The organism is Novimethylophilus sp. (assembly GCF_036504375.1).
In the GTDB taxonomy this organism is placed as follows: Bacteria; Pseudomonadota; Gammaproteobacteria; order Burkholderiales; family Methylophilaceae; genus Novimethylophilus.
The window spans coordinates 1-22,749 of sequence record NZ_DASXVH010000055.1; the positions used below are offsets into that span (position 1 = coordinate 1).

At 60.6% G+C, this 22,749-nt stretch carries 25 protein-coding genes and 2 pseudogenes; 18 read left to right on the top strand and 9 right to left on the bottom strand.

The features are described from left to right. Positions 1-205, top strand: a 205-nt coding sequence (locus VGK14_RS08660) for a hypothetical protein (protein WP_331508628.1), incomplete at its 5' end; no start/stop codon positions are given. After that, positions 202-540: a P-II family nitrogen regulator gene (locus VGK14_RS08665; RefSeq protein WP_331508629.1), complete on the top strand. Its 339-nt coding sequence runs from the start codon at positions 202-204 to the stop codon at positions 538-540. The genes VGK14_RS08660 and VGK14_RS08665, both read left to right, overlap by 4 nt. A gap of 128 nt (positions 541-668) precedes the next feature. On the opposite strand, the gene iscX is transcribed toward VGK14_RS08665, so the two are convergent. From iscX to VGK14_RS08680, 3 genes are all read right to left on the bottom strand, one after another. After that, positions 669-863, bottom strand: a complete 195-nt coding sequence (iscX, locus tag VGK14_RS08670) for a Fe-S cluster assembly protein IscX (protein ID WP_331508630.1) — start codon at positions 861-863, stop codon at positions 669-671. Next, on the bottom strand, positions 860-1,924 hold the full coding sequence (locus VGK14_RS08675; RefSeq protein ID WP_331508632.1) for an NADH:flavin oxidoreductase/NADH oxidase: 1,065 nt from the start codon (positions 1,922-1,924) through the stop codon (positions 860-862). Before VGK14_RS08675 ends, iscX begins: the two co-directional genes overlap by 4 nt. Before the next feature lie 68 nt (positions 1,925-1,992). Further along, on the bottom strand, positions 1,993-3,516 hold the full coding sequence (locus VGK14_RS08680) for a fumarate hydratase (RefSeq protein WP_331508633.1): 1,524 nt from the start codon (positions 3,514-3,516) through the stop codon (positions 1,993-1,995). Positions 3,517-3,671: 155 nt separating this feature from the next. Here VGK14_RS08680 and glyA point away from each other — a divergent pair, with 155 nt between their 5' ends. From glyA to VGK14_RS08715, 7 genes are all read left to right on the top strand, one after another. Further along, on the top strand, positions 3,672-4,922 hold the full coding sequence (glyA, locus tag VGK14_RS08685; RefSeq protein ID WP_331508635.1) for a serine hydroxymethyltransferase: 1,251 nt from the start codon (positions 3,672-3,674) through the stop codon (positions 4,920-4,922). A gap of 6 nt (positions 4,923-4,928) precedes the next feature. Further along, complete coding sequence (gene nrdR / locus VGK14_RS08690) at positions 4,929-5,411, top strand: transcriptional regulator NrdR (RefSeq protein WP_331508636.1); 483 nt, start codon at positions 4,929-4,931, stop codon at positions 5,409-5,411. A 26-nt stretch (positions 5,412-5,437) separates the two neighbouring features. Continuing rightward, positions 5,438-5,833, top strand: coding sequence for a hypothetical protein (locus VGK14_RS08695; RefSeq protein ID WP_331508638.1), 396 nt, complete (start codon positions 5,438-5,440; stop codon positions 5,831-5,833). A 23-nt stretch (positions 5,834-5,856) separates the two neighbouring features. Then, positions 5,857-6,945, top strand: a complete 1,089-nt coding sequence (gene ribD, locus VGK14_RS08700; protein WP_331508660.1) for a bifunctional diaminohydroxyphosphoribosylaminopyrimidine deaminase/5-amino-6-(5-phosphoribosylamino)uracil reductase RibD — start codon at positions 5,857-5,859, stop codon at positions 6,943-6,945. Further along, on the top strand, positions 6,905-7,699 hold the full coding sequence (locus tag VGK14_RS08705; RefSeq protein ID WP_331508640.1) for a TatD family hydrolase: 795 nt from the start codon (positions 6,905-6,907) through the stop codon (positions 7,697-7,699). The genes ribD and VGK14_RS08705 overlap by 41 nt, the downstream gene beginning before the upstream one ends. Positions 7,700-7,978: 279 nt before the next feature. Continuing rightward, positions 7,979-9,055: an S-methyl-5-thioribose-1-phosphate isomerase gene (gene mtnA / locus VGK14_RS08710; RefSeq protein WP_331508641.1), complete on the top strand. Its 1,077-nt coding sequence runs from the start codon at positions 7,979-7,981 to the stop codon at positions 9,053-9,055. A 10-nt stretch (positions 9,056-9,065) separates the two neighbouring features. Then, positions 9,066-9,701 (top strand): class II aldolase/adducin family protein, encoded by a 636-nt coding sequence (locus VGK14_RS08715; RefSeq protein WP_331508643.1) that lies wholly within the window; start codon positions 9,066-9,068, stop codon positions 9,699-9,701. A gap of 466 nt (positions 9,702-10,167) precedes the next feature. On the opposite strand, the pseudogene VGK14_RS08720 reads toward VGK14_RS08715, so the two are convergent. Continuing rightward, positions 10,168-11,213: pseudogene (locus tag VGK14_RS08720) on the bottom strand (IS3 family transposase); the annotation flags it as partial. Between the two features lie 148 nt (positions 11,214-11,361). Between VGK14_RS08720 and VGK14_RS08725 the strand changes: the two are divergent. The 4 genes from VGK14_RS08725 (at position 11,362) to ftsB (ending at position 15,665) form a co-directional block, all read left to right on the top strand. Next, complete coding sequence (locus tag VGK14_RS08725; protein ID WP_331508644.1) at positions 11,362-12,996, top strand: CTP synthase; 1,635 nt, start codon at positions 11,362-11,364, stop codon at positions 12,994-12,996. Between the two features lie 107 nt (positions 12,997-13,103). After that, positions 13,104-13,946, top strand: a complete 843-nt coding sequence (kdsA, locus tag VGK14_RS08730) for a 3-deoxy-8-phosphooctulonate synthase (protein ID WP_331508645.1) — start codon at positions 13,104-13,106, stop codon at positions 13,944-13,946. An 80-nt stretch (positions 13,947-14,026) separates the two neighbouring features. Next, positions 14,027-15,313 (top strand): phosphopyruvate hydratase, encoded by a 1,287-nt coding sequence (gene eno / locus VGK14_RS08735; RefSeq protein WP_331508646.1) that lies wholly within the window; start codon positions 14,027-14,029, stop codon positions 15,311-15,313. Between the two features lie 13 nt (positions 15,314-15,326). Next, positions 15,327-15,665 (top strand): cell division protein FtsB, encoded by a 339-nt coding sequence (gene ftsB / locus VGK14_RS08740; RefSeq protein WP_331508647.1) that lies wholly within the window; start codon positions 15,327-15,329, stop codon positions 15,663-15,665. Positions 15,666-15,680: 15 nt separating this feature from the next. Here the strand turns inward: ftsB and VGK14_RS08745 are convergent, their stop codons facing one another. The 5 genes from VGK14_RS08745 to VGK14_RS08765 all read right to left on the bottom strand — a co-directional run bounded on the left by VGK14_RS08745 (position 15,681) and on the right by VGK14_RS08765 (position 19,493). Continuing rightward, positions 15,681-16,367, bottom strand: coding sequence for a Crp/Fnr family transcriptional regulator (locus VGK14_RS08745; RefSeq protein WP_331508648.1), 687 nt, complete (start codon positions 16,365-16,367; stop codon positions 15,681-15,683). Between the two features lie 12 nt (positions 16,368-16,379). Then, positions 16,380-17,681, bottom strand: coding sequence for a hypothetical protein (locus VGK14_RS08750; RefSeq protein ID WP_331508650.1), 1,302 nt, complete (start codon positions 17,679-17,681; stop codon positions 16,380-16,382). A 6-nt stretch (positions 17,682-17,687) separates the two neighbouring features. After that, positions 17,688-17,921 (bottom strand): DUF2249 domain-containing protein, encoded by a 234-nt coding sequence (locus tag VGK14_RS08755; RefSeq protein ID WP_331508651.1) that lies wholly within the window; start codon positions 17,919-17,921, stop codon positions 17,688-17,690. Beyond that, positions 17,911-18,357: a hemerythrin domain-containing protein gene (locus VGK14_RS08760; protein ID WP_331508652.1), complete on the bottom strand. Its 447-nt coding sequence runs from the start codon at positions 18,355-18,357 to the stop codon at positions 17,911-17,913. Before VGK14_RS08760 ends, VGK14_RS08755 begins: the two co-directional genes overlap by 11 nt. Positions 18,358-18,464: 107 nt before the next feature. Beyond that, entirely contained in the window at positions 18,465-19,493 is a 1,029-nt protein-coding gene (locus VGK14_RS08765; protein WP_331508653.1) for a folate-binding protein, read from the bottom strand. Between the two features lie 21 nt (positions 19,494-19,514). Here VGK14_RS08765 and VGK14_RS08770 point away from each other — a divergent pair, with 21 nt between their 5' ends. The 5 genes and pseudogenes from VGK14_RS08770 to VGK14_RS08790 form a co-directional block, all read left to right on the top strand. After that, a complete protein-coding gene (locus VGK14_RS08770; RefSeq protein ID WP_331508654.1) occupies positions 19,515-19,970 on the top strand; it encodes a protein YgfX in 456 nt (151 codons plus the stop codon). 118 nt (positions 19,971-20,088) lie between these two features. Next, positions 20,089-20,943 carry a 3',5'-nucleoside bisphosphate phosphatase gene (locus VGK14_RS08775; RefSeq protein ID WP_331508656.1) on the top strand — a complete coding sequence of 285 codons (855 nt, stop codon included), beginning with the start codon at positions 20,089-20,091 and terminating at the stop codon, positions 20,941-20,943. Between the two features lie 75 nt (positions 20,944-21,018). Further along, on the top strand, positions 21,019-21,648 hold the full coding sequence (locus tag VGK14_RS08780) for an L-threonylcarbamoyladenylate synthase (protein WP_331508658.1): 630 nt from the start codon (positions 21,019-21,021) through the stop codon (positions 21,646-21,648). Next, positions 21,648-22,286: a site-2 protease family protein gene (locus VGK14_RS08785; RefSeq protein WP_331508659.1), complete on the top strand. Its 639-nt coding sequence runs from the start codon at positions 21,648-21,650 to the stop codon at positions 22,284-22,286. Before VGK14_RS08780 ends, VGK14_RS08785 begins: the two co-directional genes overlap by 1 nt. Before the next feature lie 24 nt (positions 22,287-22,310). Continuing rightward, positions 22,311-22,749: pseudogene (locus tag VGK14_RS08790) on the top strand (tryptophan--tRNA ligase); the annotation flags it as partial.

Below are 22,749 nucleotides of genomic sequence, written 5' to 3' on the forward strand. Positions count from 1 at the left end.
CACTACGCTTGCGAAAGTAGGTCACCGCCAGACGCTCTATTCCTCACATTTAGCCCTCTTCGCGAGGGCTTTTGTGTTTGGAGAAGCGAAGTTTGACGTTCGCAAGGGTCCGGGCTTTTACATTTCCGGCGCAGCGGCGACAAGACGCAGTCTTTCTGCTAACATTCCTGCCGTATTGAATTTATGGCAGAAGGTACAGGCATGAAAAAAATCGAAGCTATCATAAAGCCGTTCAAGCTCGACGAAGTTCGAGAGGCCCTCTCCGAAATCGGTGTAACCGGCATGACTGTAACAGAGGTCAAAGGTTTTGGTCGGCAGAAGGGGCATACCGAACTTTATCGCGGCGCCGAGTATGTAGTGGACTTTCTGCCCAAGATCAAACTTGAACTGGTTGTCAGCGACGAGCAGGTCGAGCGTGCGATCGAGGCCATCATCAATGCTGCGCGTACCGGCAAGATCGGCGATGGCAAGATTTTCGTCACTTCAGTCGAGAAGGTGATTCGCATCCGTACCGGCGAGGTCGACGAAGCGGCCATCTGACGCATGCCGGTTTGGTTGCACACGGCGCTTGCCGGTTCTTTGCGAATGTATTCATGCGTGTATTTCATTTTCAGGAGTCCGGCAGGTGCCTGGCTTGACTCCGCCGGCTCCTCGCCGGGAGGCCGCAGCTAATCGGCCTCGTTTATCCATGCCTGCTGGATCCCTTCAAGTATTTTTTCGCCGCAATGCTTGGGATCGTCGTTGAAGCCCTCCAACTCCATCACCCAATTGTAGAGGTCGGTAAAGCGTATCGTTTTAGGGTCGATCTCCGGAAACTTGTCATACAGTTCTTCGGCAATCTGCTGCACGTCTGTCCATTTCATAATTTGGCTCTCGCGTATTGATCGGGCCATTTTACATCTCCCCCAAGCTTGCGTGCGGCTTCCAGCGGCCAATAGGGATTACGCAGCAGTTCCCGCGCTAACAGTACGGCGTCGGCCTGGCCGGCGACCAGGATATGTTCGGCCTGGTGCGCGTCGGTAATCAGGCCGACCGCGCCGGTGGCGATGCCGGCTTCATGCCGGATGCTTTCAGCAAACGGTGTCTGAAAGCCGGGTGCCGCGGGAATTTTTGCATCTGCCACCAATCCGCCGCTGGAACAGTCGATCAGGTCGATGCCGATTTCCTTCAGCCACTTGGCGAACTGGATGGACTGCGCCAGATCCCATCCGCCGTCAACCCAATCGGTGGCCGAGATGCGCACGAATACCGGCCATTGTTCTGGCCAGAGGTCGCGTATGGTTTGGGCGACTTTTAGCGGCAAGCGGCAACGGTTTTCCAGGTTGCCACCATATTCGTCTTCGCGCCGGTTGGATAACGGCGATAAAAACTCGTTGAGCAGGTAACCGTGCGCGCAATGTACCTCGATGACCTCAAAGCCGGCAGCCAGCGAACGCTGCGCAGTCTCGGTGAACAATTCGACGACGTGGTCGATGGCATCAGGCGATAACGCTTGCGGCGTCCCGTGGCTGAGAGTGAAAGGTGTCGCGGAAGGCGCTACGGTCTGCCAGCCGCCGGAACCGACAGGTAAGTATCTGCCACCTCTCCATGGAGCGTCGCAAGAGGCTTTGCGGCCTGCGTGGCCGATCTGGATACCCGGCACCGAGCCTTGGCTACGGATGAAATCGGCAATGGGACGGAATGCCTCGGTATGGGCGTCTGACCACAAGCCGGTGCACCAAGGGGTTATGCGCCCTTCCGGGCAGATCGCGGTGGCTTCGACCATGACCAGCGCAGCCCCGCCAACGGCTCGGCTGCCGTAATTGACTAGATGCCAGTTGTTCGGCATGCCGCCTTCAGCCGAGTATTGGCACATCGGGGAGACGAATATGCGGTTTTTAAATTCGATCCCGCGCAGTTTGAGTGGCGTGAACAGTTTTGCCATTATTCAATTCCAGAGAATAGGAAAATTAAACGGAATTAGGAGTGAACGTATTCCCGTTCGGTTCAATGTTAAATCCCGACCACCGGAATTTGACCGATCCTGGCACGCCATTCGGCAGGCCCGCTCTCGTGGATGGAATTACCCTGGCTATCGACGGCGACAGTGACCGGCATGTCTTCGACGACAAACTCATAAATCGCTTCCATGCCGAGGTCGGCAAAAGCCGCGATACGCGCCGATTTGATGGCCTTGGAAACCAGGTAGGCCGCGCCGCCGACGGCGATCAGGTAGACCGATTGATGACGCCTGATCGAATCTATTGCCGCGCTGCCGCGCTCGGCCTTGCCTATCATGCCCAGCACGTTGATCTGCTCCAGCATGAAATCGGTGAAGCGGTCCATGCGCGTGGCCGTGGTCGGGCCTGCCGGTCCTATCACTTCATCCCGCACCGGATTGACCGGGCCGACGTAATAGATGAAGCGGTTGTTGAAGTCGACACCTTCGGGCAGTGGCTCACCGCGAGACCGTATGTCGAATAACCGCTTGTGTGCGGCATCGCGCCCGGTCAACAGCTTGCCGGAAAGCAGCAGTTTCTCGCCGGGCTGCCACTGCGCAATATCGGCGCGGGTCAGCGTGTCCAGATTAACGTGCTGCGCCGGCAGGCCGCCATCGAGTGCGATCTGCGACCAATCATCGAGCCTGGGCACCGGCAGCACTGCCGGGCCGTCTCCGCTTAGCGTGAAGTGGATGTGACGGGTCGCGGCGCAGTTGGGGATGATCGCGACCGGCAGCGAAGTGGCGTGAGTGGGATAATCCAGAATCTTCACATCCAGCACCGTGGTCAGTCCGCCCAGCCCCTGCGTGCCGATGCCGAGCGCATTGACCTTGTCGAAGAGTTCCAGCCGCAACTCTTCGACCCGACTGCTGGGGCCGCGCGCCTTGAGTTGCTGAATGTCGATGGGTGCCATCAATGATTCCTTGGCCAGCAGCGCGGCTTTTTCCGCGGTGCCGCCGATGCCGATGCCGAGCACGCCGGGCGGACACCAGCCGGCGCCCATCCTGGGTACGGTTTCCAGCACCCATGCGACGATATCGTCCGAGGGTTCCAGCATCGCCAGTTGCGCCTTGTTCTCCGAGCCGCCGCCCTTGGCCGCGATATGCACTTCCACGGTATCACCCGGCACCAGTTCCACGTGCACCACGGCAGGCGTATTGTCGCCGGTGTTGCGGCGGCGCCCGGCGGGATCGGCTACGATGGACGCGCGCAGCACGTTGTCGGGGTCGCTATAAGCCAGCCGCACCCCTTCATCCACTATTTCCTGCAGGCCGCGCCTGGAATCCCACACCACGCCCATACCCACTTTGATGAAAGCGACGACGATGCCGGTATCTTGGCACAGCGGCCGCTGGCCTTGGGCGCAAAGATAGGAGTTGGTCAGGATCTGTCCCAGCGCATCGCGTGCTGCGGGCGATTCCTCACGCTGATAGGCGCTTTGCAGCGCCTGCAGAAAATCCGGCGAATGATAGTAGGAGATGTATTGCAGCGCGTCGTGAATGCTGGCAACGAAATCCTGTTCCCGTATCAGGCTCATGGGTGTGCGGAGGAGGGTGGAAATAGGCGGATTATAACGCCAAACCTGCCCCGCTTTCCGTCAGTACAGTGATGCGTCGGAGTGAGCTACGCATAAGCATGGGCATGACGATCATGTTAAAATTCAAGCAGTTTTTAATTTCTGGAATTTTGATCATGTTCAGTGCATCGCAAACCATCAGCCAATTCGACCCGGAACTGTTTGAGGCCATGGAGGCCGAGCGTCAGCGCCAGGAAGACCACATCGAGCTGATCGCTTCGGAAAACTACACCAGCCCGGCCGTGATGGAAGCGCAGGGTTCCGTGCTGACCAACAAGTATGCCGAAGGCTATCCGGGCAAGCGCTACTATGGTGGTTGCGAGTACGTGGACATCGCCGAGCAACTGGCGATCGACCGCGCCAAGAAACTGTTCGGCGCGCAATACGCCAACGTGCAGCCGCATTCCGGCTCGCAGGCCAATGCGGCGGTATATCTTTCCGTGCTCAAGCCCGGCGACACGATCCTGGGCATGTCTCTCGCGCACGGCGGGCATCTGACCCACGGCGCTTCGGTCAATTTCAGCGGCAAGGTGTTCAACGCGGTGACCTACGGCCTGCATCCGCAGACCGAGGAAATCGATTACGCCGAGGTCGAGCGCCTGGCGCAGGAGTACAAGCCCAGGATGATCGTCGCCGGGGCTTCCGCTTATGCCCTGGTGATCGACTGGAAGCGCTTCCGCAAGATTGCCGACAGCGTGGGTGCGTATCTGTTTGTCGATATGGCGCATTATGCCGGCTTGGTGGCTGCCGGCCTGTACCCCAGCCCGGTCGGCATCGCCGATTTCGTCACCAGCACCACCCATAAGACCCTGCGCGGTCCGCGCGGCGGCCTGATTCTGTCCTCGGCCGAACATGAAAAAGCGCTCAACTCGGCGATTTTCCCCAACGTGCAGGGCGGTCCGCTGATGCACGTGATCGCCGCCAAGGCGGTGGCGTTCAAGGAAGCCGCGACGCATGACTTCAAACTGTACCAGGAACAGGTGATGGCCAATGCCCGGGTGATGGCCAAGGTACTCGCCGAACGCGGCCTGCGCATCGTTTCCGGCCGTACCGAGAGCCATCTGTTCCTGGTCGACCTGCAACCCAAGAACCTGACTGGCAAGGATGCGGAAGCACTGCTGGGACGCGCCCATATCACGGTCAACAAGAACGCCATCCCCAACGATCCGCAAAAGCCTTTCGTCACCAGCGGCATTCGCATCGGCACCCCGGCGATGACGACCCGGGGGTTCAAGGAAGCCGAAGCGGAAAAGTTGGCGAATCTGATCGCGGACGTGCTCGATGCCCCCAACGACGAGGCCGTCATCGCGCATGTGATCAAGGAAGTGCAGATCCTGACGGCCAAGTTTCCGGTATACGGTGCGTAAGCTTCGATGAAATGCCCCTTCTGCGGCGCCGACGATACCCAGGTTATCGACTCGCGAGTCAATGACGAGGGCGATACCATACGCCGGCGGCGGCGCTGCGCTTCGTGCGAAAAGCGCTTTACCACCTACGAGGTCGCCGAACTGCATATGCCGCAGGTGGTCAAGCAGAACGGTACGCGCGAAGAGTTTTCGCGCGACAAATTGCGGCTGTCGTTCACCCGCGCGCTGCACAAGCGGCCAGTGCCGACCGAATATGTAGACCAGGCCATAGAGCATATCGCGCAGAAGGTGCTGGCTCAGGGGGAGCGGGAAATTCATTCGCGCGACCTGGGCGAGGCGGTGATGCAGGAGCTGCGCCGATTGGATAAGGTGGCTTATATCCGTTTCGCTTCCATCTACCGCAGCTTCCAGGATGTGGACGATTTTCACGAGGCGATCCGCGATCTGGGAAAAGTCAAACGCCGCAGTACCGACAATAGTCGCGATTGATTGCCTGGGGTAAATCCTAGAATCCCATGCCAGAAAAGCCGCCGCTTAAAGCCCTGGTCGTGATTCCCGCGGTGTTCGCGGTTTTTACCGTTGTGGTAACCGTGGTGTTTTTCGCGTGGTGGGCGATGAGAGAGCGCTTCGTTTTCGGCCACGATGCATTCGACCAGGTACGCTGGGCCTCATCCGCCGCGAACGGTTCGGCGGCATGCGACCGCGGAAAAATGGTGCGGGATCTGCGTGAGCGCCTGCTCAGGCCGGGAATCAGCAAACCGGAAGCCACCATGCTGCTGGGGCGGCCGGCGTGGGAAGAGCCCGCGCAAATCGAATATGAACTCGGCGTTTGCCAGTGGGTCGTGCATGGCTTGCGGCTGTATTTCGACAGTAACGGAAGACTGACCCATACGGCGATCGTGCAGCATTGATCTGTGGCAATCATAGACCCATGATGACTTCTTACTCCGTCTCCGACCACCAGCATATGGCGCATGCATTGCGGCTGGCGGCGCGCGGCCTGTGCACAACTTCCCCCAACCCCCGTGTCGGCTGCGTCATCGTACGCGACGGCGAAGCCGTCGGCGAAGGCTGGCACGAGCGTGCCGGCGGGCCGCATGCGGAAGTCCATGCGCTGCGCCAGGCCGGCGAACTGGCGCGCGGCGCAACCGCTTACGTCACGCTGGAGCCTTGCAGTCATCACGGCCGCACGCCACCCTGCGCCGAGGCGTTACTGGCGGCCGGCGTCGCGCACGTGGTAGCGGCGATGGCCGACCCCAATCCCGTGGTGGCCGGCAGCGGCTTGGCCAGGCTGCAGGCTCGCGGCATCGGGATTGCCGTCGGACTGATGGAAGCGCAGGCGCGCGAGCTCAACCCCGGATTCATTTCCCGCATGGAACGCGGGCGGCCGTTTCTGCGGGCCAAAATCGCCGCCAGCCTGGATGGCGGCACCGCGCTCGCCAGCGGCATCAGCCAATGGATCACCGGCGATGCGGCACGGCACGACGTGCAGCGCTGGCGCGCGCGATCATGCGCGATCCTGACGGGTATCGGCACGGTGCTGGCGGACGACCCCTGCCTCAACGTGCGCGAACTGGATATCGGGCGCCAGCCGCTGCGCATCATTGCCGACAGCCGGCTGCGTACGCCCCCATCCTCGGCCATACTGCAAGGCGGCGCCCTTCTCGTCTGCTGCGACGACCGTATTCCCCAAGCCGCAGCGCTGCGTGCTGGCGGCGCGGAAGTGTTGGCGTTACCGGGGGCCGACGGCAAGATCGACCTCGTCGCGTTGCTGACCGAGCTGGGACGCCGCGGAATCAACGAACTGCACGTCGAAGCCGGCGCCAGCCTGACCGGCGAGTTGTTGCGCCTCAATCTGGTGGACGAACTGTTGCTCTATTTTGCGCCCGTATTGCTGGGGTCGTCCGCGCGCGGCATGTTCGATTTCCCGGCGTTGACGGAAATGGCGCAGCGCACCGCGCTCGACATACTGGACACAAGCCATGTCGGACAGGATATCCGCATTCGCGCACGGCCTCGTTGATACGCACTGCCATCTCGATGCCCGCGAGTTCGACCGCGACCGTGACGAAGTGGTGCGTATGGCAACCGAGGCCGGCGTCAAAACCATCGTCGTGCCGGCGATAGGGCGGCAAAATTTCGCGCTCGTCGCAGACGTATGCCAACGCTATCCGGCTTGCATTGCCGCATACGGTATCCATCCTTTGTTTGTGGCTCAGGCCGTTCCATCAGACCTGGATTTGTTGCGCGAGATCGTTGCCGGTTCGGCGCCGCTTGCGATTGGCGAGATCGGACTGGATTTCTTCGTTCAGTCCCCGGACATCGAGCGCCAGGAATATTACTTCGTCGAGCAACTGAAAATCGCCCGGGATCACGATCTGCCGGTGATTTTGCACGTGCGCCGCGCGATCGATGCGGTGCTCAAGCATCTGCGTCGGATCACGGTCAGGGGCGGTATCGCCCACGCCTTCAACGGCAGCCGCCAGCAGGCCGAAATGCTGATCGGGCTCGGCTTCAAGCTGGGGTTCGGCGGTGCGATGACCTTCGAGCGGGCTTTGCGTATTCGAGAGTTGGCAAGAACGCTGCCGTTGGATGCCGTCGTGCTGGAAACGGACGCTCCCGATATTCCGCCTGCCTGGGTGGGAGAAGGCCGCAACAGCCCGGTAGAGTTACCGCATATCGCTGCGGTTCTGGCAGATCTGCGGTCTGAAGATGTCGGCACTGTGGCGGAGATGACAACCATTAATGCCATAAGGGCATTGCCAAGGCTGGGATGATGTCTTAAACGGGACCAAAAGGCCCGGATGCCGGTGTTGTCTAACACTGTTGTGCACATGTGTTCAAGTGTTACATTAAGTTTTGTGAAAAAACCTATGTCAACCAATGTTGTAGAGTAACATGTTGATTATTAAATACTTTTTAAATAGTTCAAAAAATAGGCGATTGTAAAAAAGCGTTGTGGCTGCAAAGGGTTACGCTTTTATGGCGAGGTTATTAACAAAATTATCCACAGATTCTGTGGATAGTGCGAAAAGCTTTAAAGGATGAGATAGTTAATGAAAATTCGGGGTGACTTGTGGCGTACGATCTGGCGATCTGCCGATGGCCTGGCGGTGGAAGTCATCGACCAGACCTGCCTGCCGCACACGTTTGCCGTGCGTCGGCTGCAAACCCTGGCTGACGCGGCGTATGCGATCAAGGCCATGCAGGTGCGCGGCGCGCCGCTGATCGGTGCGGCGGCCGCGTACGGCATGGTGCTGGGTTTGCGGGAGCGCAGCGACGACGCAGGGCTGGAGGAGGCGGCACAGGCCTTGATGGCGACGCGCCCCACAGCCGTCAATTTACGCTGGGCGGTGCAGCGCATGCTGCAGGTATTGCAGCCTTTGCCTGCCGCCGCGCGCATCGAAACCGCATGGCGCGAAGCGGCTTCGATTTGCGATGAGGACGTGGCGCTCAACCAGGCGATTGGCGGCCACGGGCTTGCGTTGCTGAGCGAGTTGTATCTGAAAACGGGCGCTCCGCTCAATGTGCTGACCCATTGCAATGCCGGCTGGCTCGCCACGGTGGACTGGGGCACGGCGCTGGCACCTATCTACCGGGCGTTCGATGCCGGAATTCCGCTGCATGTGTGGGTGGACGAAACCCGCCCGCGCAACCAGGGCGCCAGCCTTACCGCGTGGGAACTCGGCCAGCACGGCGTGCCGCATACCGTCATTGCCGACAATGCCGGCGGCCATCTCATGCAGCATGGCGAGGTGGACATGGTGATTGTCGGCGCGGACCGCGTCACGGCGGTTGGGGATGTTTGCAACAAGATCGGGACTTATCTGAAGGCGCTGGCGGCTTTCGATAATCGGGTGCCGTTCTATGCAGCCGTGCCGTCGCCGACGATAGACTGGGGCATAATCGACGGCGTGCGCGAGATTCCGATCGAAGAGCGCGATGCGAACGAGGTCGCCTGGGTGCAGGGGCGTATGGAAAATGGGGATGCCTGCCGCGTGAATGTGCTGCCGGCCGGCAGCGCTGCCGCCAATCCGGCCTTCGATGTCACGCCGGCGCGGCTGGTCACCGGCATCATTACCGAGCGCGGTATTGCTGCACCCCATGCATTGCGGACTATGTTTCCGGATTGAGAGGCATCTTATGATCCTGTTACGCGAACACTTGCTGGCGGTCACCCGCAAACTTTCCGAGGCCGGCCTCAACCGCGGCACTTCGGGGAATGTCTGCGTGCGCGTTGCCGAGGGGTTTCTGGTTACCCCCTCCGGGATGAGCGTTGAGGCGATGACGCCGCACGACATGGTGCAGATGGATTTCAACGGCCAGCACGGCAAGGGCAAGCCATCCAGCGAATGGCGTTTCCACCGCGATATTCTCGCCGCCAGGCCGGAAGTCGGCGCCGTCATCCACACCCATTCCATGTTCACCACTACGCTGGCTTGCCTGCGCCGGGACATCCCGCCTTTCCATTACATGATCGCGCTGGCCGGCGGCGACAGCATCCGCTGTGCGCCGTATGCGCTGTTCGGCAGCCAGGCATTGTCGGATGCCGCCGTGTCTGCGCTGCATAGCCGCAAAGCCTGCCTGCTGGCCAACCACGGCATGGTCGCGCTGGGGCGCGACCTGGATGAGGCGTTTGCGGTGACGGTGGAGGTGGAAGCACTGTGCGAGCAGTATTGGCGGGCGTTGCAGGTGGGGGAGCCAGCCTTGCTGAGTGCGCAGGAAATGGCGGAGGTGATGGAGCAGTTCAAAGGGTATGGGCGCTGGAAGCAGGAGTAGCCTTGATTCTTTAGTGCTCTGGAATCTAGGCATCAACACCGTCGGTCTCGGCCGACAGCCGAGTTACCTTCTCTTGCTTGCCCAAGAGAAGGTAACCGAAGAGAAGGGCACCCCGCTTCACGCCCCCTGCGCTGCTCGCCAAGCCGGGCGGCTGCGGAACTCGCTGCGCTCAGACAGTCCTCGCCGAATTCCCCGGCTCGGTTGTGCTGCTCGGCGTGGCACAGGGGAATAGGGTGGTGGGTCACCAATGAGAGTGATTGGGAATGTGTTTGTGCAAGACCTGCTACTGCGAATGTTTGAGTTCAGCAGAGACAAAAAGCGTAGTTTTTTGGCGTCCGCTGGAACGAATTGTTATGTTCGTTTGTTTATTAACCACTCTACCAAGCCCGCATTAACAACAAGTCCCGAAATTCTTTTTAGACCCCAGAGATGAATATTTGGATAGAGCGCCTCTAGGTTAGATAAATCTGGCCTGATCTCTTGTCCGATACACCTTGCGCGCAATACGTTCGGTCTTGAGCGTCGAGAAGAAGCTTTCCATGGCCGAGTTGTCCCATACATTGCCCGAACGACTCATGCTGCATGTAACGCCAAGCTCCGACAGCAGGCGCTGGAACTGTTCACTGGTGTACTGGCTGCCACGGTCCGAGTGATGCAGCAGCGCGTCAGGCTTGCCGCGTCGCCATACCGCCATCATCAGTGCGTCGGTCACGAGTTGCGCCGTCATCGTGGCGTGCATGGACCAGCCCACGGCTCGCCGTGAATACAGGTCCAGCACCACTGCGACATAGAGCCAGCCTTCGGCTGTCCAGATGTAGGTGAAGTCGGCCACCCATTTCTGGTTGGGGGCGGATGCGCTGAACTGGCGATCCAGCACATTGGGCGCCATGGCGTTAAGCGGCCGATCGCCACGATCCTGAGGTAACCCACGCCGCCTGGGACGGGCACGCAATCCTTGTTTCTGCATCAGACGCTCCACGCGATGCAATCCACAAGCATGCCCGGCGGCCAACAGGTCATGCCAGACACGCCTGGCCCCATAGGTACGATCGCTTTGCAGGAAACTTGTGCGCACCTCGGATGAAAGGATTTCGTTACTACGTTGGCGGATGCTGGGGGCGCGCGTCAGCCACGCATAGAACCCACTCCGAGAGACATCGAGCGTCTCGCACAGCCATGCCGACGGCCAGATCCCCCGATGCTTCGCAATGAACCCGAATTTCATTTCAGTTCCTTCGCGAAGTAGGCCGCGGCTTTTTTTAGAATGTCCCGTTCGGCTTTGAGCTTGATCACTTCGCGGCGCAGCCGCTCAATCTCAAGCTGCTCCGGCTTCATCTGCCCGTGGCCGGGGAATGCCTGCTGCGAGTCGCTTTTGAACTCTTTAACCCATTTGCGCAACACGTTCTCGTGGATGTCCAGATCGCGTGCCGCTTGCGCCACCGTCACGCCTCGATCCTGGACCAACTTTACCGCCTCAAGCTTGTACTCTCGGCTAAATTTCCTGCGTACCATCTACTACCTCCGATTTCATCAGACACAACTATACGCAGTGTCTTTAAAACCGGCAGCTGCTCAACATTGTCCGATAACCTTCATTGTAGCCCCCCCCCGTTTCGGGTAAAATTCACTCCCGTCCGCCACATTCCAAACAAGCTTTTTCATGACCAAATACGTATTCGTCACCGGCGGGGTGGTTTCTTCCCTGGGCAAGGGCATCGCGGCGGCGTCGCTGGGTGCCATCCTCGAATCCCGCGGCATCAAAGTCACCATGCTCAAGCTGGATCCGTACATCAACGTCGATCCCGGCACGATGAGCCCGTTTCAACACGGCGAGGTGTTCGTCACCGACGACGGCGCCGAGACCGATCTCGATCTCGGCCACTATGAGCGCTTCATCAGCGCGCGCATGGGCAAGCGCAACAATTTCACCACCGGCCAGATTTACGAGTCCGTGATCAAGAAGGAGCGGCGCGGCGAGTACCTCGGCAAAACGGTACAGGTGATCCCGCACATCACCGACGAGATCAAGTGCAACATCAAGCGCGGCGCCGAGGGCGCGGATGTGGCGATTGTCGAAGTCGGCGGCACGGTGGGCGATATCGAGTCGCTGCCGTTCCTGGAAGCGATCCGCCAGATGGGCATCGAGGAAGGCCGAGGCAACTCCTGTTATATCCACCTGACCTTGCTGCCGTGGATTCCCACCGCCGGCGAACTGAAAACCAAGCCGACCCAGCATTCCGTCAAGGAGCTGCGCGAAATCGGTATCCAGCCCGATATTCTTTTGTGCCGCGCCGACCGCCCGATTCCCGAAGACGAGCGGCGCAAGATCGCGCTGTTCACCAATGTCGCGCCGGAGGCGGTGATTTCCGCGGTTGACGCCGATTCCATCTACAAGATCCCGGGCATGCTGCACGACCAGATGCTGGACGAGATCGTCTGCCACAAGCTGGGCATCTTGGCGAAAGCCGCCGACCTCAGCGTATGGAAAACACTGGTGGATGCGCTGGAACATCCGCAGCACGAAGTGCATATCGCTTTCGTCGGCAAATACGTCGATCTTACCGAATCCTACAAGTCGCTGACCGAAGCGCTGGCCCATGCCGGCATGCATACCCGTTCCAAGGTGCGCATCCACTACATGGATTCCGAGGAAATCGAGAAACACGGCATTGGCGCGCTGGAGGCGATGGACGCGATTCTGGTACCCGGCGGTTTCGGCAAGCGCGGCACCGAGGGCAAGATTGCCGCGATCCGCTATGCGCGTGAACACAAGGTGCCCTACTTGGGCATCTGCCTGGGCATGCAATTGGCCGTGATCGAATATGCACGCGATGTCGCCGGCCTTGAAAAGGCCAACAGCACCGAATTTGATCCGGAATCTCCTCATCCCGTGATAGGCCTTATTACCGAATGGCAGAATGCCGACGGCAAGCTTGAAAAGCGTGACGAGTCTTCAGACCTCGGCGGCACCATGCGTCTGGGCGCGCAGAAATGCCCCATCGTGCCGGGCACTATGGCCGCGGAGATTTATGGCGATGCCGTCAACGAGCGCCACCGCCACCGCTTTGAGGTCAACAATCATTACGTGGATCGGCTGGAAGCCGCGGGGCTTGTGGTTTCCGCCCGCACCCCAACGGAAAACCTGTGCGAAATGATCGAGTTGCCGCAAAGCGTGCACCCCTGGTTCGTCGCCTGCCAGTTCCACCCGGAATTCACGTCCAACCCGCGTACTGGTCACCCGTTGTTCAAGGCCTACGTGGAGGCGGCGTTGGCCAAGAAACAGAAACAACATTAACCGCCGATATACGCAGATGAACGCCGATAAAATTAAACTAAAAGTTGTGTCCGGGGTTGTCTGCGTTCATCGGCGTTCATCTGTGGTTAACAGAAAAGGTTTTATTGATGAAACTCTGTGGTTTTGAAGTCGGCCTCTACCAGCCGATGTTCCTGATTGCCGGCCCGTGCGTGATCGAGTCGGAACAAATGGCGCTGGATACTGCCGGCCAGCTGAAGGAAATCTGTGCCGAACTGGGCATCAATTTCATCTACAAGTCGTCCTACGACAAGGCCAACCGCAGTTCGGGTAAGACCTTCCGCGGCCTGGGCATGCAGGAAGGCCTGCGCATCCTGTCGGAAGTCAAAAAGCAGATCGGCGTGCCGGTGCTGACCGACGTGCATACCGAACAGGAAGTGCCCGAAGTGGCGGTAGTGGTGGATGTGCTGCAAACGCCGGCGTTCCTGTGCCGTCAGACCGATTTCATCGAAGCCTGCGCGCGCTCCGGCAAACCGGTCAACGTCAAGAAGGGCCAGTTCATGGCGCCGTGGGACATGAAAAACGTGGTCGACAAAGCCAAGGCAGCCAACGGCGACACGGACACCATCATGGTGTGCGAGCGCGGCGCCTCGTTCGGCTATAACACCCTGGTGTCCGACATGCGCGGCCTCGCGGTGATGCGCAATACCGGCTGCCCGGTGGTATTCGACGCCACGCATTCGGTGCAACAGCCGGGGGGGCAAGGCGACAAAAGCGGCGGCCAGCGCGAGTTTGTGCCGGTGCTGGCGCGTGCGGCGGTGGCGAGCGGCGTCGCCGGGGTGTTCATGGAAACCCACCCCAATCCGGAGCAGGCGATGTCCGATGGCCCCAACGCCTGGCCGCTGGGCAAGATGCGCGCACTGCTGGAAACATTGATCGAGATAGACAGTCTGGTGAAGAAGCACGGATTTATTGAGAACGAATTAAATTAACCGCCGATAAATAAACTTGAAGCCGGGTTTCATCTGCGTTTATCGGCGGCTGAAATGTTTTTGAAGAAAAGGAAAAACCCATGAGTGCAATCGTTGAAGTCATCGCCCGCGAGATATTGGATTCTCGCGGCAACCCCACGGTCGAAGCCGACGTGCTGCTGGAGTCCGGCGTGATCGGGCGCGCGGCGGTGCCGTCCGGCGCCTCCACCGGCAGCAAGGAAGCCGTGGAGCTGCGCGACGGCGATGCCGCGCGCTACTTGGGCAAGGGCGTGCTACAGGCGGTGGAGAACGTCAACACCGAGATCGCCGAAGCGCTGGCCGGGCTGGACGTGGAAGAGCAGGCATTCATCGACCGCACGCTGATCGAGATCGACGGCACCGACAACAAGTCGCGGCTGGGTGCCAATGCCACGCTCGCGGTGTCGATGGCCTGTGCCCGTGCCGCAGCCGACGAATCCGGCTTGCCGTTATACCGCTACCTGGGCGGTTCCGCACAGATGCAGCTGCCGGTGCCGATGATGAATATCATCAACGGCGGCGCTCACGCCGAGAATAGCGTGGACATGCAGGAATTCATGATTATTCCGGCCGGTCGTCCCAGCTTCCGCGAAGCTATCCGCTGTGGCGCCGAAGTATTCCATGCGCTGAAGAAGATTTTGCACAAGAAGGGCCTCGCCACCACGGTAGGCGACGAAGGCGGGTTTGCGCCCGATTTGCCGTCCAACGAAGCGGCGATCCAGTACATCATGGAAGCGATCTCCGCAGCCGGCTACGAGCCGGGCGGCGACGTGCTGCTGGGCGTGGACTGCGCCAGCTCCGAGTTCTACAGGGACGGCAAATATCACATCGAATCAGAGGGCCTGCAATTGAGTTCGGAGCAGTTCGCCGACTACCTCGCCACCTGGGTCGACAAGTATCCGCTGATCAGCATCGAGGACGGCATGAGCGAGCACGACTGGGACGGCTGGAGCCTGCTGACCCAGCGCATGGGCGATTCGGTGCAATTGGTGGGCGACGACGTGTTCGTCACCAATCCTAAAATTCTGCGCGAAGGCATCCGGCGCGGCATCGCCAATTCCATCCTGATCAAGGTCAACCAGATCGGCACCTTGACCGAAACTTTCGAAGCCATCGAAACCGCCAAGCGCGCCGGCTATACCGCGGTAATCTCGCATCGCTCCGGCGAAACCGAGGACACCACGATCGCCGACATCGCCGTGGCGACCAACGTGATGCAGATCAAGACCGGCTCGCTGTCGCGCTCCGAGCGTATCGCCAAGTACAACCAGCTGCTGCGCATCGAAGAGGAACTGGGCAGCACGACCAGCTTCCCCGGCCGCAACGCCTACTACCAGTTGATCGGCTGAACGCCGGCGAGCGATGAGATTCCTGACCCTCATCCTCGTCGTCCTTATTGCCGCGCTGCAATATCCGTTGTGGCTCGGTAAGGGCAGCTGGCTGCGGGTATGGGATTTGAGCAGGCAGATCGAACGGCAGAAGGAAGCCAACGACAAGCTCAAGGCGCGCAACGACTCGCTGGATGCCGAAGTGCGCGACTTGAAACAGGGCTATGCCGCGATCGAAGAGCGCGCCCGCAGCGAACTGGGTATGGTCAAGCAGGATGAAGTGTTCTACCAGGTGATGCAGCCGTCGCCCGGGCAGCAGCCCGCTGCCCGGCCGGCACCAGCTCAGCCGCCTGCCGCCGTTAAAAACCCCTGATTTCCTCCCGGCGCCCTATTTCTCGAAGCCGCGCATTTTTTCCAGGTCGTTGATGACGATGTCTTTGCCCTGCACGGTGATCAGGCCGGAAGCGCCGAGATCGTGCAGGATGCGGGAAAAGGTCTCCGGCGTGATGTTGAGGCGCGAGGCGATCACCGCCTTGCCGGCCGGCAGGCTGACATGCACCTGGCCGGTATGGTCGGTACCCTCGTTTTGCAGCAGGAAGCCGATCACGCGCTGCATCGAGGATTGCAGGGAATAGGTTTCCACGTCGTTCACCAGCCGGTGCAGCTTCATGCTCATGCCGGCGAGCATTTTCCTGGCCATGCGGATATCGTGCCTGGCCTCGCCGAACAGCGACGCTTTGGCGATATGCACCACCAGGCTGTCGGACAGCGCCTGCGAGAATACCGGGTATGGTCGCTCCAGGAACATCACCGCTTCGCCGAAACTTTGTCCGGGGCCTATGATTTCGATGACCTTCTCGGCGCCGCTGGGCGCATGCACGCTGAGTTTGATCTGCCCGTAAACCACCATGTAAAAGCCGTTGCAGGGCTCGCCCTTGCGGAACAGGGTTTCGCCTTTGGCCAGGTGCTTCTGATGCGTGCCGCCGGCGATGCGGGCGAGTTCTTCATGATCGAATTCATTGAACAGCGGCAGGTGGGAAAGCAGTAGTTCGGTCTTGGGCGGGGTGGCAGACATGCGGCTACGATATTAAATTTTCTTCGCCATGGCAAGGCGCCGGGTATTTTTGTAGCTGCGCACCGTAGCGAGCAGGTTCCATTCCAGCCATATCGCCGCCGCCGCGAGCAGCAGCGCGGCAGGATAGGTGAAGACGCGCGGCAACACCATCGCCGCCGCCAGCATGATGACCGCGCATAGCCACACGCGCATCTGCGCCAGCGCACGGTTGTCCGGCATCAGCGTTTTCATGTTGGGGATCGGCACTTGCCTGAGATGGCGGCTTTGCAGGTGGAACCAGGCCAGAAACGGCACGATTTTGTACAGCATGCCGCTGATGACGCCCAGCACGAAACCGATGATGAACAGCATGCCCAGCACGAGCTTCAGCATTTCCGCCGCTTCCGCCGATACCCAGCGCAGCATCACGCCGCCAAGGGCGGCAACGATCAGTGCGCTCATCGCCAGACGCCAATAGCGTTGCGTAGGGTCGGCATGGCGGCGTTTGCGCATCGCTTGCAGGCGCAGCGTGGTCAGCGCAAACCAAGTCAGGCCGGCCGCCAGGCCGGTATCGACGCCGGCATTCATCGGCGGCGAAGCATCCAGCAAAACGGCTGCGGTCTTGACGACGAGCAGGGCGAACAAGATGACGGCCAGCATACGCGTCAGGTGCTTGGGGTAGTCCGGCGTCATCAGGAACATCGGCACCACCTGGTAGGCAACGCCGATGATCAGCAGCGCGGCCCAACCTATCGATCCCCACAAGGGATGCAGTTCCGCGTACTGGGCATAAGCGATGTTGATCGAGCCGATGCGCGCCAGCAACAGCACCATGCCCAGCGGAATTGCGACGGCTAGCGCGATTGCCGCCAGCCCCATGGATATCACCGTGCTGTTGCAGGTTCTGATTCGAGCCAGGCTTAAGCCGGAGGCAACGATGAAAGCGCCGAAGCCGCATCCCAGGACAGCCGTGGAGGCGAGGCCCAACGCATGATTGCCGGTCAGGAACGCAGCTGCCAGCATTGGCGTACCCAGCGTCAGCAGGCCATGGCACAGCGCGGCCGTGAGCCGGGGATGAACGATGGGCGAACCGGCGATCACCGGCAGCATTTGCATCAGCGCGCCGCACATCGTCATCGACATCACGCCCAGCGTCAGCAGATGTGTCAGTGCCAGCGTGGCCGGCGCCTGGCGCATCTGCAATGCCGCCGGGCCGAACCATGCCAGCAGGCAGGCGGCCGCCAGCAGGAACAGCGGGGCGGTGAGAAAAAAACGGAACGGTACCGTGATGGGCGGTGCCTGCTCGAACGAAAGGCCGGTCTGCAGGGGGAGCATAGGAGATTACTTGCGCCAGATCAGGATATGGAATTCGCCGTCATCGGTGATCGAAGTTTCGTGGGCAAAATGCTCGCGCTCCAGGATGGGGTATAGCATGTAGGGGTCGCGCCGGTGCAGCATGCGGATGCGCTGGCGGCGGCCCAGGGTTTCCATTTCCGCCAGTACCCGTTCCAGCGGCTCCGGCGGCTCCAGGTCGCGTACGTCGAGCAGGCGCTCTTCGATGTCGTCAGTGGGCAATTTCGACTGCCTTCATGCGCTCGATGATGGCTGCGGCGTCGCTCTCCAAGGCCTGGTCGGCCATCGCGTAAAGAATCTGCTCTTCCTTGAAGTTGTGCTGCTGCATGATCATCAGCAGGGTTTCGGATAAACCCAGGTATTCGTAGGCGTCCGGTTTGGCGAACGCTGCCTGCATCTGGGCCAGCAGTTCGCGCATCTGCACATGCTCCGAGCGCATCACCTCGGTGGGGCCTCCCACCATGCCGGTAGCTGCCTCAAAAGCGGGAAACATGACGGTTTCTTCCATCGTGAAATGGGTTTCCATCTCGTCGCGAAACGCGCAGTAGCCGGTTTCGGCCTCGGCCATGCGGCCGTCAGCGACGGCGTTTTCGGCCGCCACGAACAATCCGTCGCAATGCTGGTGGCCGTGGCTGAGGTATTCGCTGATTTTGCTCATGGCGTATTGCCCGGAAACGATAGACGGGCAAATTTTATCGAATGTACCGCTTTCAGGTCTTGATGAGCATCAAGCTTTGCGCAAGTTCAGGATGATCGAGGCAAGACTCAGAGCAGGTAGGGCAGCGGCGATAGCTTCAGCTCGGCGCCCTGCGGGGAGTTCCAGCGTATCGCTCCCGCGTCCAGCGCTTCCAGCCGGATTTCCGCCAGCACGTCGAAGCCGCCGCCGGGTGCGGGTGCGGCATTGACGATCTTGCCCACCGCTTCGGCGGTGCCTGTGCCGAACAGGTCGTCGCCGGGCTGCGGCGCTTGGTCGGTGTCGATATGGGCGAGCTGGGTACGGCGCTTGACCTTGCCCAGGTAGTGCGTGCGGGCGACGATTTCCTGGCCGGTGTAGCAGCCCTTCTTGAAATTGATGCCGTCGAGCGCATCCAGGTTGACCATCTGCGGCACGAAGGCTTCCTGCGTCGCGGGCGTGATATCGGGAATGCCGGCGCGGATGTCCAGCCAGTCCCAGCAGTCTCTGCCGACCGGCGTGCAGCTTGCTTGCAGCTGGGTCCAGATGGGCTCGGCATGCTGCGGTTCGGCGAAAATCTCGAAGCGCGGTGCGGCGCCGGGCAGGCGAAGGATAGTGGCGGGTTCCAGGTTGACCAGCCGGTGCGAGGCTTGCGGGATATCGGCGAAAATCCGTTGCAGGGCGGCCGGCGCGTTGGCGCCCGCCACGCCGATGCGGATAATGTCGTCCGAGGCGTCGGCAATCGTCACCTTGGCGCGCAGCACATACATTTTCAGGCGTTTGGCGATCTGTTCCCTGAGCGCGCCGTTGCACTGCAGGTGGAAGTGGCCGTAATGCGCAAAAGCCAGGAAAATCGCCAGCAGGCGGCCCTTGGCCATGCAGTATCCGGCATACTGGCTGTTGCTGCCGTCCAGCAGCTGGATGTCGTTGGTGACCTGGCCCTGCAGAAAGGTCGCAGCGTCCGCGCCGCTGACCTGCAGCAGGCCTAGATGGGAGAGATCGGCGATAATGTCGCCGTTGACTGCGGCCAGTTCGCTCTGCGGCTGGCCGTAATGCCGCACCTCGCCGTCAATCACGACGGCGCCGCGTGCGGCAAGAAAATCGAGCCATGAAGTATTCATCAGGATGCCCCGGAGAAATGTTTGCAACATTATAGCGTGAAGCCACTGCGGGCGACCCTACTGCCATCAAGGCGGCTGGCCGCGCTGCTGACAGGCATGCATATGCTGGCCGTGCTGCCGTTGGTGCTGGTGCCGCTGGATGCGGCGTTGCGGCTGGCGCTGTCGCTTGCACTGGTTGTCAGCCTGATTTATTACGGATACCGGCATGTGTTGCGAAAATCTGGCGAAGCCGTCGACGGCCTGCATCTGGCGGCAGACGGCACGTTTTCGGTACGTCTGCGCCAAGGCGATTGGCAGGCCGCCGAAGTGCGCGGCTCCAGCTTCGTCCAGCCTTGGCTGACGGTGTTGCACCTTAGCCTGGAAGGGCGGCGTTTCGGCATCGCGCTCGTGCTGCTGCCGGACATGCTGCAACGCGAGGATTTTCGCCGGCTGCGCGTATGGCTGCGCTGGGGGCGCAAGGAAATAGACAACGAGTGAGCGGGGGATGCCGGGCCGTTTGCCGAGTCCGATATTGATCGGAAAATGGTGCCGCGTCATGGCAAGGATATCGCTGTAATGCTATGATTCGGCTTGAATTCAGGAACTCCCCCTCCGCATGCCTTCCCAAATCGACCTACACTGCCACTCGACGATTTCCGATGGTTTGCTCGCGCCCGCCGATCTGGTGCAATATGCTGCGGGAAAAGGCGTGCAAGTGCTGGCGCTGACCGATCATGACGACGTAGCCGGACTGGCGGAAGCGGAGGCGGCCGCGCAGGCTGTGGGCATCGCTTTCATTCGGGGAGTCGAAATCTCGGTGACCTGGTGCCGTCGCACGCTGCATATCGTCGGCCTCAAGGTCGATCCGGCCTACGCTCCGTTATACGACGGCCTGAAGCGCATCCGCGACAGCCGTCACGTGCGGGCCCAGGGCATGGCGAACAGCCTTGCCCGTGCCGGCATTGCAGGCAGCCTGGAAGGCGCGTACGCGCACGCCACGCGCGGCGGCATCATCAGCCGCAGCCATTTCGCCCGCTGGATGGTGGCGCAAGGCTACGCCAGCGACGTGCGCGGCGTATTCAAGCGCTTTCTGGTCGCGGGCAAGCCGGGTTATTTCGAGCATAAATGGGCCGACCTGGAACAGGCGCTGGCATGGATTATCGGCAGCGGCGGCATCCCGGTACTGGCGCATCCCGGGCGCTATGACCTCGGCCGCACCCGGATGCTGGAACTGCTCAACGAATTCCGCGAACTGGGCGGCAAGGCGCTGGAAGTCGTCACCGGCAGCCACACCGCCGACCAGTACCACGAGTTCGCGCGGCTCGCGCGGCAGTTCGATCTAATGGCATCAAGCGGCTCCGACTACCACGGCCCGGGCATGACCTACATGGAAATGGGGCGCCTGCCGGCGTTGCCGGAGATTTGCACGCCGGTGTGGCATGACTGGGCTGAAACGGGAGAAAAACATTAGCCACTGAGGGCACAGAGAACACAAAGGAAATCCCGAAGTTTTGATCTCTGTGCCCTCTGTGGCTTAAAAGATTTTATGGCGCAATATTTTTCAATTCATCCGCAGGACCCGCAGCCGCGACTGATCAAACAGGCGGTCGAGATTCTGCGCGCAGGCGGCGTGATCGCCTACCCCACCGACTCCTGCTACGCACTGGGCTGCCATCTGGGCGACAAGGCGGCGCAGGAGCGCATCCGGGCGATTCGCGGTGTGGACGAGGGGCACCTGTTCACGCTGGTGTGCCGCAATCTGGCGGAAATCGCCACTTACGCCAAGGTGGACAACCGCCAGTTCCGTCTGCTCAAGGCCAATACGCCGGGCAGTTATACCTTTATCCTGGAAGCGACGCGCGAGGTGCCGCGCCGCTTGCAGCATCCCAAGCGCAGCACGATAGGCTTGCGCGTGCCGGGCCACGCGGTGACGCAGGCGTTGCTGGATGAGCTGGGAGAACCTATGCTGAGCATGACCCTGAGCCTGCCGAATGAGGATGAACCGCTCAACCAGGCCTGGGAAATCCGCGACCGGCTGGAGCACCAGCTCGACCTGGTGATCGACGCCGGCGCCTGCAGCAACGAAATGACGACGGTGATCGACCTCACCGCGAGCGAGCCGAAGCTGGTTCGGCAAGGCCTGGGCGATATCCGCCCGTTTGGACTGGAAACATAATGGAATTGACCTTAATACAAAAAATATCCGTTTACGCACTGCCGGTGATCTTCGCGATCACCGTGCACGAGGCGGCGCACGGCTATGTGGCCAAATATTTCGGCGATATGACCGCATATGCGCAAGGGCGCATCAGTTTCAACCCGCTGCGCCATATCGACCCGGTGGGAACTATTCTGGTGCCGCTGCTCACGCTGCTGGTGGGCGGCATCCTGTTCGGCTGGGCCAAGCCGGTGCCGGTCAATTTCGGCAAGCTGCGCCGCCCCAAGCAGGACATGTTGTGGGTGGCCGCCGCCGGCCCCGTGTCCAATCTGATCATGGCCATCATGTGGGGGCTGGCGCTGAAGTTCTCGCCGGCTGCGCCGGAGGCGATCTCGACGCCGCTGTCCTTGATGGCGCAGGCCGGCATCACGATCAACGTCGTGCTGATGGTGCTCAACCTGCTGCCGCTGCCGCCGCTGGACGGGGGCCGCATCGCGGTCAGCCTGCTGCCGCACCGGCTGGCCTACCAGTTTTCCCAGGTCGAGCGCTATGGTTTTGTTATCCTGCTGGTGCTCATGTTTACCGGTATTCTCGGTAGAATACTGGGGCCGCTGATCGATGCGACGATCGGCCTGCTTACCTGGTTCCTTTTTTGAGGTCTTTTCGAGGTTTTTTAACACATGGCTGTTGAACGCGTACTGTCGGGCATGCGCCCCACCGGCAACCTGCACCTGGGGCATTATCACGGCGTGCTGAAGAACTGGCTCAGGCTGCAGCACGAGCATGAATGCCTGTTTTTCGTCGCCGACTGGCATGCGCTGACTACCCACTACGATACGCCGCACATCATCGAGGACAACGTCTGGGAAATGGTGATCGACTGGCTCGCCGCCGGCGTCGATCCGGCCAATGCCACTATTTTCATCCAGTCGCGCGTGCCCGAGCACGCCGAACTGCATACCTTGCTGTCGATGATTACCCCGCTGGGCTGGCTGGAGCGCGTGCCAACCTACAAGGACCAGCAGGAAAAACTGGCGCACAAGGATCTCTCCACCTACGGCTTCCTCGGCTACCCGCTGCTGCAAAGCGCGGACATCCTCATCTACAAGGCCACCCAGG